Here is an 8,621-nt window from a genome sequence, read left to right as displayed (position 1 = left end):
CCACTTCTTTTTCCATCCTACTATTGAGCCAAGACTGACTTCTAATTCCTTGCTTATTGCTGTAGTCGTTTCTCCAGGTTCCACTTTTAACAAGACTTTAGCTTTAGTGCTAATATGTCCGTTTCCTGTGGCTGCTATGTGTATAAGCGCCTCTCTCTCTATATCTGTTATTACTACTGCTACTTTGGGAAGAGGCATTATCTTAACCTACTCTATTTTTTTTCAAACTTTTGCCAAAAAATTAGAATCATGATATACTTTTTGAAAATGTTTACAACTTTGTATACTCAAGAGCTTGCACTAGCAAGCTATCGAGCTGCTAAACCACGCAACCTGTTCCAAGCAGGCTGGACAATTTTTTGGCATATAAATCAAACTGCTCCAATGATATCATGAATTTACCTACTTGTGTACGCTCTCTCTTTAATACCTGCTTTCTACCCCCCCTGTTGGTACTTAGCAAATCGTCCAAGTATACTCAGCTAGTTCGGAATCGATATACATACATCATTCCTGCTTCACTCTGGCTCGTTCGGACGACAACCAGTCCACAGGCTCACACTGCCTAACTAGCAGCAACGGACGAATAATTCTTAAGATTGATAGCCGCGTTTTATCTCTGTTAATGTTGAGACCACAACTTTAAATCTTTTGTAAGATTTAGCTCCTTCAATAACCTCTTCAGTAGACAATGTGGCAAGGTTTAAAACACCTAAATCAACACCTACTACTGAGTGTTCGGAGAAAAACCAAGTGTCTTCTAATTTCAGATCTGGTTTACTTGCCTCGAATCTGAATGAAATAAACCATTTATCAGCTTCACGTAGGTTTGAGCGATTTTGGCGACTCTGTATTATAAGGCTAACCGCATCTAGGATAAAATTTATACCTTAAATCATTACTATGCATCACTACCACTATTTCAATACTGCTCGGATAAGCGTTTTTGTAGGTTGGGTAAACTCGTGTGTGAAACCCAACAAATGCTGACAAATGTTGGGTTTCGTTCCTCAACCCAACCTACCTTAAATTTGAATTTTTAGCTTAACCGACAAGTATTGACCACTATTTCTTCTTCAGTACGGGAGTTAAATGTTCCGCAATGCCATCTAACTGAATTATACTGCACCCAAGCTTGTAAGCAAACTCCACTGATTCCCCACTCCCGATCGCACTATAAAAGCCTGTTGCAAATTTAATTGCCGCGCGATCGCCAATCTCCTTCTTCATCCCAATAACATAGGGGATATGCTGAGAAATGACACTTGCTTGAATTTGCGAGTAACAAGCATTGAGGACAACACACTCAATATGAGGAGCAAACAACTCAAACAATCCAGCTAACGCAATGGTATCTACCAACTGTACATTCCCAGTTTCATCCTCCAGTACCAAACCATCATCCCCCGTACCATGACCCCCGAAATGGACGATTTGTGGCTTGAAGTCGAGTAACGATTGATAGACATCTTGGATTCGTACAGCCCAGCGTTGCTTGAGGTCGAACCGATCGCGTTTTTTAGCACGTTGCAATCCGCTATCAATTTCTCTGACTTCTTCATCTAACCGTAATGACGTTGTGGTTTTTGGATTGGCTGCCAGGATAAGAATTGTTTTGACTTGTTCTGGGTTCTGCTGTTGTTGTGATGTGTAGTTGGTAATGTTACCGCCAATTTGATGGGCATTCACGGTTTCAGCATTGACTAACCCTCCACCAAATTGAGCGCCTTGTAAGTTGAAATTAGACTCTTTTCTTGGCATGGTATCTCCTTGGTTATTATAAGTTTCAGCATAAAAACTGGGACTTTGTAATGCCGTCACTACCATATTTTCTAAACTGGCAATTCTGTTATCTTTTTCTGCCATTAATGCTTTAATTTCTTGTTGTGCTAGTGCTTTTAGTTCGTTATAAATAGTAAAATATTCTGCACTCAGTTCGGATTTGTCAGCCGTGGGATAAGTTTTTGCTCTGAGTAAAAATTTATCCTGACCCCTTTTTTCCATTGCCACAATTTCAAGTTCGGCATCTGGATGGTTTTCGGCAAGTTGTTTGAAGGAGATTGCGATCGCTCTGGGGTCAACGTTGGAATTGTGATAAAGGTCGAGGGTATCAACGATAGGTTTGATAAAGTCAGCAAAGTCACCCGAAGCAAAAGTTTCGTTCCAATTATCAGGCTTGCGGTGGGGGTTTTGGTCTTCTGGAGTGGGAAGTCGCATAAAAACGTAGTCGCACCTTACCTCTTGTAGTATTGTATTGCTTGTAATATTCCAATCTTCGATGGTGGCTCCAGTGAGAGTTGCACCTGTGAGGTCAGTTCCGTCTAACTGGGTTTGTACTAGTTTTGCTCTGGATAAATTGGCATCTTGTAGGTTGGCTGAACTTAGGTCAGCTCCAATAAAGCTGGCATCTGCTAAGTTTGCACTACATAGATTGACACCTCGTAGCGATAGATTATCAAAGTTTTTGTCTTGCCCAAGTTTTGTAACTACTAACTCTTGAACTGGTAATTTTTCTATGGGCGTTGTCCCGACAAGAGCAATATTAAGCTGTTGGGCTTGAAACCAACAGGTGCGGGTCAAATTAGCATTTCTAAAATCCGTGCTTTTAAGTTGGCACGATTGGAAATTCGCTTCTGTTAAATTGGCGTTACGAAAACTAGTGCCACCTCTACTAATGACAAAAACTGCCGTCTGTTGAATTAAGGTAAATTGCTGCTTTTTCACTAAAATTAGCCAAGCACAGTAGTTGGTAAACAATCCCCCAGTCAAAGCATAACCTCCAATCCAAACTACAGCTAAAACCCCAGTTCCAATTCTCGATCCAATCATCAAGCAAACTGAAAACAGAGTCCCAGCTAAAATCCAAATGAAAGCTACAGCTTGAACTACTGACCAATCTTCAGCCCAAATAACAGTCCCACCGACAGCTCCAATGAAAACTACAAACACAGCCCCAGCAATGCCTGCCACACTCATGAAAACTAGGAGTGAAGTTTTAACTCCGCTGACAATCCCAATTCCAGCTATAGCCAACGCCAAAGCTGTAGCTGAGAAAGCTGTTTCCATCCCGAGTCGAGCTGCAATAAATGTAGATATTAGCGTTAAGATGTATATCATCACACCAGGGATGACAGTAGATTTTTTAATCCCTTCAATACTCAAATAATATTCTTCTGCCCAATGAATATTGAGTGCTATGACAAATCCTATGAGTCCTATTAAAAGGAATGAGAGAAATATTAAGCTAACGACCCAATGCTTTTGCAGTCCAGCTTTAGCACCACTGAAGTTAGCCCCTCTCAAGTTAGCACCGCTAAAATCACATCCTCTAATATCTGCACCGCTAAAATTTGCCCCTTCAAGTTTCCTACCTCGGAAGGAGCGCCCACGGAGATTTTGACCGGAGTAATCGTGGGGCATAACGAGCCAAAAAATGTTTCCTTACACATCGTTATACAGCTTCTTCCGTTAGTTTTCCGGTTTTAGAGGGAGTGTCATCGTTAAACTTCTTACCTCAGAAGGAGGTTCAAGAGACTCTTGATAAGTCATAGTTAACGGAATACTTGTACCTAAGACTATATAGCGCACTCAGGTAGTAATAATTGGAGGTGGAAAATATGACACCCATTGAAAAGAATGACCTAGTTGAATTGAAGCGCGATGTTAGCCATGAATTGTCAGAAGGTCTTGTGGGAATGGTCTTACAAAGCGATTCTGATGGGGTAAAGGTTGCGTTCCCTCTCCCCGGCAATAACGTATATGCCCAACTGCCTCGGGAAGATGTGAAGTTTTTAGTGGCAGTAAATCCGCCCGAAGACTAGCAAGTTTCAAATACTTTAAGAATACTACTTTAATAAGTAGAGAGGCGCAAAAAAACCGAGGTATGTAACAAAAAGTCATTGCAGCCGTATCGCATCCCCGGTGTGTCTCTACCAATAAGCAAGAGCGATACGGCTATACTCCTCCTTCGCTCGCCGATCGCACAGCGATTGGTGTAAATTGTTGAGTTGATGGCTTCAGGACTTACGCAACTGGCACAGGCAATCGCTCTGCTTTAATACATATGTATTAATATACACTTACACAACTGATACAGGGCGATCGCCAATTGTTTTCCTCAGCCATTTTCAACGCAATAATAACAGTTTGAGATAATTACTGTTGATAATAAAGCAAAAATAACAAGTTAACACGTCACTTTTAACCAGATAACCTCTCACTATCCACGTCTCCAGAGTTGGAATTTGGTAGTTGTCTAGCCGGAATTTGGCAATAGAAAAAAATTTAAAAAAAATTTCCATAGCATAAAAAATGTGCAAAAAAATTGCATTTTACTCTATTTTCCATTACTGGAGTTCAGTTAACGAGCCATAAATGCGGTTGTTAGCGTTTTTCTACCGTCCAAGCCAACCGCACGGCTAAATTCTGACAATGTTGCGTTACCTGGGGTTGCAAACTCTCACTCCTTACCGGATTAGCTGGTAACTGTACTGCAAACGATCGTCCGGGGTGTATTTCATCCCACATCGAACGCATTTGTGCTCCTCGTCCCCTACCTGGTGCATGGATACCAAAGTCAGAAATAATACTGCACCTACATATAAAGTGACTGTTTTCTTCTTCGCTTTCTGCACCAATGCGTAGGCGAGGAGGTTGCAACCAGGTTTTTACCTGTGAAGCCTCAGATTTTTTTAGTTAATATCTTAGGATAAATGCACGAGGGTTTTGTCAACATAACACCAGCCCCAGTTCTCACCAGGTTCTAAAGACTTTATGAGGGGATGATCGGTGCTGTGGAAGTGCTTGGTGGCGTGCTTGTTCTTAGAAGAGTCGCAGCAACCAACATGCCCGCAAGTTAGACAGAATCGCAAATGAACCCAGGTGTCTCCGGTTGCCAAACATTCCTCACAGCCATGGGATCTGGGTTTGACGGCTTGTAACTGATTAAGATGTGTACACTTCACAGTCATGTATTTTCCTTTACGCACTTTGTGGTTTAAATAAATAAAAATTGCTGTAAAACCATTCTGGTAAGACTTATGCACTGTACAAATAGGACATCATATGTGTTAAAAGAATTCAGTCGTTTCAAGCTTTTGACGACACCCTCAGATGGACAGCGATCGCTCACTAAATATTGGAAAAATCAAAGATTAATGCTTGAAAATCCCTATTTCATACCTGATGATTTTTGTCAATGCATAAGTCCTATCTAGGTAATTAAACAGAAGTTACTTATGCGTGCAGCAAGGAAATATTAGCCTCGGACCAATTAACCACTATTTTGTCAAGTGCAGCACGAGCATTAGCTAGAGACTGGGTACGAATTTCGCCATGCATAGCAAGATTTTCAGCGTTAACAAATGTGATATCTGTAATGCCGATAAAGCCAAAAATTGTCCGTAGAAACGGTTCTTGAAAGTCATACTGAGCAGTAGGAGTACCTGGTTCATAGCTACCACCACGGGCAGTGACAATTAGCATTTTTCTATTTTTTACCAAGCCTTCATAGCCCTTGTCACTAATTATGAAGGTGTGTCTAACTCGAACAATTTGGTCAATATATGCCTTGAAGATAGATGGAATGCTAAAGTTGTACATAGGTACGCCAAAAACATAGTAGTCTGCGGCAAGTAACTCATCAATCAACTCATCAGAGGTTTTAATCGCCTCTGCCAACTCCGGAGTAATCTTGTCCGATGGTGTAAATGAAGCAGCAATCCAGGATTCATCTAAGGTAGGAACCGGGTAGTGACCTAAATCTCGGTAGGTAATGGTGTCGTCAGGATGAGCTTCTTTCCAAGCTGAGATAAAGTGTTTTGTCAATGACCGTGAATGGGAGCGTTCAGCACGGGGGCTAACGTCAATATGCAGAATATGTGCCATTGCTAATTCTCCTGAAAAAATCTAAAGACGCAAGTATTGGAGTGGTGGCGTTTGTGAAGCTTACGCTCTGCACATTGGTCGCTTACCACAACAGTTAGAAGTAGATACCCGGTAGTACCCGTGTTGTTGACCAGAATGATGAGGTGACCTTACTGTTCGATGGTTGTGGCAAACAGCCAATCGATGAACAATCGTCTTTTCGTCATCTATCTTTGCAATTCAGGCAGGTTTTAGCTAGCGAAGATCGGATAGTTAAGAACAAACTTATGCCAACCGTTGTCACTTTCTACTATTTTTCAGTGCTGCTCATTCCTGCAAACATAGCAATGAGGTCTGCTGATGGTGCAATATTTCCCCGCGCTAGTAGGTCATGCCCTTTAAGCATTGCCGCAATCCTGCATACGTTTGCGCCGTGGTGCCATCCAGCCTGCATTATCTCAGAGTTGATACCTACTGGTTCCATACTCGATCCTCCCGATCGCCCATGCGGTCCCCAGTGCATTCCAGCGACTTGAAAGCCCGGTGTTGTTTTCGGTAGAGTCACCAAGATCATACCACTTGCTGCTAAGGCTCCAAGCAATCCAAGTTGTGCCAGTTCACAACCTGCGCCGCAGTCGCCGTAGCCACCACCCACAGTGAAAACACCACCCACTTTGCCAACCATCTCGTCGCTGAGCCAGAGAATCTCACAAACATCTTCAATGAACTTCTTGATACGAGAGTCGGCACTCCGGTGACGTACTGGCGAACCGATGATGAGCGCATTGCAAGTACGTACATCATCCAGCGTAGCTTCATGGGCTTCTTTGAGAGTAACTTCACTACCCTCTACCGACTTAGCGCCATTTGCCACTGCTTCAGCCATTCGCCGGGTGTTACCGTTGCTTGTTGTGTACACGATTAGTACTTTCGTCATTTAGGTTCTCCAATGGGTTGTAGTTGTTGGCATATCCATACTTTTTAAGTAGTATAGATATACTTGTTGCTCAGATAAGTGGCTCAGAATCCCAGTCCTATTAATTTGTGAGAAATTTAGAAAACTGCACTTTTGTCAAGTTGGTAAACTCCCAGATTTCTCAATTGTGAGGAAAAAATTATCCATGTAACAGACATCTAGGATAATTTAATTAATACATTACCAAATCAAACTTAAGAATGGGGAAACAATAAATATAAATCCTAGTACAAATAGACATATCAATTACCATAGGACTCATTAGTGAGTTCATAAATCAAACCTAACTTCTATATAAAACATAATACACTGAGATAAATATATATCAGTGTTCCATATAATACAAAATTTATCCTCACTCGAGATTTTTGAGAATATGTCCTTGGATATAGTTATTTATCCTTATTTTTCATAACTCCCAAAAAAAAATGGGCGAACGGAAGTAGTTTTTTTAAGCGGAGCATATCACAACTTAAATTTGTTATTAACATCTAGATCTTCGCTGGTTAAGACTTTTTTAAGTAGGCAAACTAGATTCAGTACACCTGTTGCAGAAGTGGGTGAAAGGGAAAATCAAACCCTTGCTCCCAGTCTCTTCCCCAATACTTGGGTCTTCTTACTTTTGCAAAGGTTTTACTTTCATAATACTGCGGAATATAATCATGTATACTCATGGCAGAAAACAAGGTTGCCGCATTAGTTTAGATTATACCTATAAAGGGATGCAAGTTGCTTACCTTGAGAATGATGTACTTAGAGTAGGTTTGCTACTAGAAAAAGGTGCGGATATCTTTGAGTTTACTTACAAGCCCTGCGATCTAGACTTTATGTGGCAATCGCCCATTCCTATGCGACGGCCTTTTGTGGCTACTAGTGCATTGCCTGAGGGAGCCTTTCACGATTACTATTATGGAGGTTGGCAAGAGATACTACCATCAGCCGGGTGGGCTAATGAACCTTATATGGGGACTTATCAAGGTTTACATGGAGAAGTCTCGCTTCTGCCCTTTAAATCCACTATTATTGAAGACACTCAAGAGAAAGTTACTTTACACACGTATGTACGTCTTTACCGTTCACCACTGGTGCTTGAGCGCACAATGTCACTAAAACGTGGTATTGCTGCATTATTTATTCACGAACGCCTTCTCAACGAGTCAGTTGGTGAATTCGCCATAATGTGGGGTCATCACCCCGCCATTGGAGAACCTTTCTTGGATGACAGTTGTGTGGTAATGACGCCAGCTGCCAAAGTTGAAGTTATGGCTTACCATCCAAATGGTTTGTGGGAACCTGGAGAGGATTATGATTTTCCAAAGGTCAGAAATAAACGTACAGCTACATTGCAAGATGTTACTTGTGTACTCTCCAAAGAAACTCAGTCGGTAGATATAGTGTTTTTCAAAGAATTGACCGAGGGTTGGTATGGTCTAACTAATCAAAGGCTGGGTGTAGGCTTCGGGATGGCTTGGGACAAAGAGCTGTTCAAGTGTCTCTGGATGTGGCAAGTCTATGGTGGTCACACAAATTATCCGTGGTATGGACGTACATACAATTGTGCTCTTGAACCATTCACTAGTTATCCACCTTGTGGCGTGGGTAATGCTATCAAAAATGGCACCGCACTTATTATGAAGCCTAATGAAGTTATTGAAACAGAATTGGTTGCTGTTGCTTATCAGGGAGAAGGTATCAACCGTATTCAACTTAATGGCATTGTAGAGTAATGTTCAATTTCAACTGCAATTTGAATATCAAATAAATATTTAGTTAAACAAAT

General features: G+C 41.5%; 7 protein-coding genes and 1 pseudogene. 2 read left to right on the top strand and 6 right to left on the bottom strand.

Translation table 11 applies throughout. From position 1 onward, the window contains the following. Together F7734_RS45365 and F7734_RS62490 are read right to left on the bottom strand one after the other, a co-directional pair. Nucleotides 1-198: pseudogene (locus F7734_RS45365) on the bottom strand (hypothetical protein); the annotation flags it as partial. A gap of 867 nt (nt 199-1,065) precedes the next feature. Continuing rightward, complete coding sequence (locus F7734_RS62490; RefSeq protein WP_207714358.1) at nt 1,066-3,420, bottom strand: pentapeptide repeat-containing protein; 2,355 nt, start codon at nt 3,418-3,420, stop codon at nt 1,066-1,068. 197 nt (nt 3,421-3,617) lie between these two features. Here F7734_RS62490 and F7734_RS45345 point away from each other — a divergent pair, with 197 nt between their 5' ends. Further along, a complete protein-coding gene (locus tag F7734_RS45345; RefSeq protein WP_155750915.1) occupies nt 3,618-3,821 on the top strand; it encodes a hypothetical protein in 204 nt (67 codons plus the stop codon). Nucleotides 3,822-4,383: 562 nt separating this feature from the next. Here the strand turns inward: F7734_RS45345 and F7734_RS45340 are convergent. From F7734_RS45340 to F7734_RS45325, 4 genes are all read right to left on the bottom strand, one after another. Beyond that, the gene (locus tag F7734_RS45340) at nt 4,384-4,659 is read right to left on the bottom strand and encodes an Eco29kI family restriction endonuclease (RefSeq protein WP_243147425.1); all 276 of its coding nucleotides are present in this window, start codon (nt 4,657-4,659) and stop codon (nt 4,384-4,386) included. Nucleotides 4,660-4,703: 44 nt separating this feature from the next. Next, the gene (locus F7734_RS66450) at nt 4,704-4,970 is read right to left on the bottom strand and encodes a UBP-type zinc finger domain-containing protein (RefSeq protein WP_155750914.1); all 267 of its coding nucleotides are present in this window, start codon (nt 4,968-4,970) and stop codon (nt 4,704-4,706) included. A gap of 265 nt (nt 4,971-5,235) precedes the next feature. Beyond that, a complete protein-coding gene (locus F7734_RS45330) occupies nt 5,236-5,886 on the bottom strand; it encodes an FMN-dependent NADH-azoreductase (protein ID WP_155750913.1) in 651 nt (216 codons plus the stop codon). A 289-nt stretch (nt 5,887-6,175) separates the two neighbouring features. Beyond that, entirely contained in the window at nt 6,176-6,802 is a 627-nt protein-coding gene (locus tag F7734_RS45325; RefSeq protein WP_155750912.1) for a flavodoxin domain-containing protein, read from the bottom strand. Nucleotides 6,803-7,503: 701 nt separating this feature from the next. Here F7734_RS45325 and F7734_RS45320 point away from each other — a divergent pair. Continuing rightward, complete coding sequence (locus F7734_RS45320; RefSeq protein ID WP_155750911.1) at nt 7,504-8,568, top strand: aldose 1-epimerase; 1,065 nt, start codon at nt 7,504-7,506, stop codon at nt 8,566-8,568. The last annotated feature ends 53 nt before the right edge of the window (nt 8,569-8,621 follow it).

Source organism: Scytonema sp. UIC 10036 (assembly GCF_009725235.1).
Note: the sequence above shows the minus strand (reverse complement) of the source record. Positions and strands in the feature narration are given on the sequence as shown.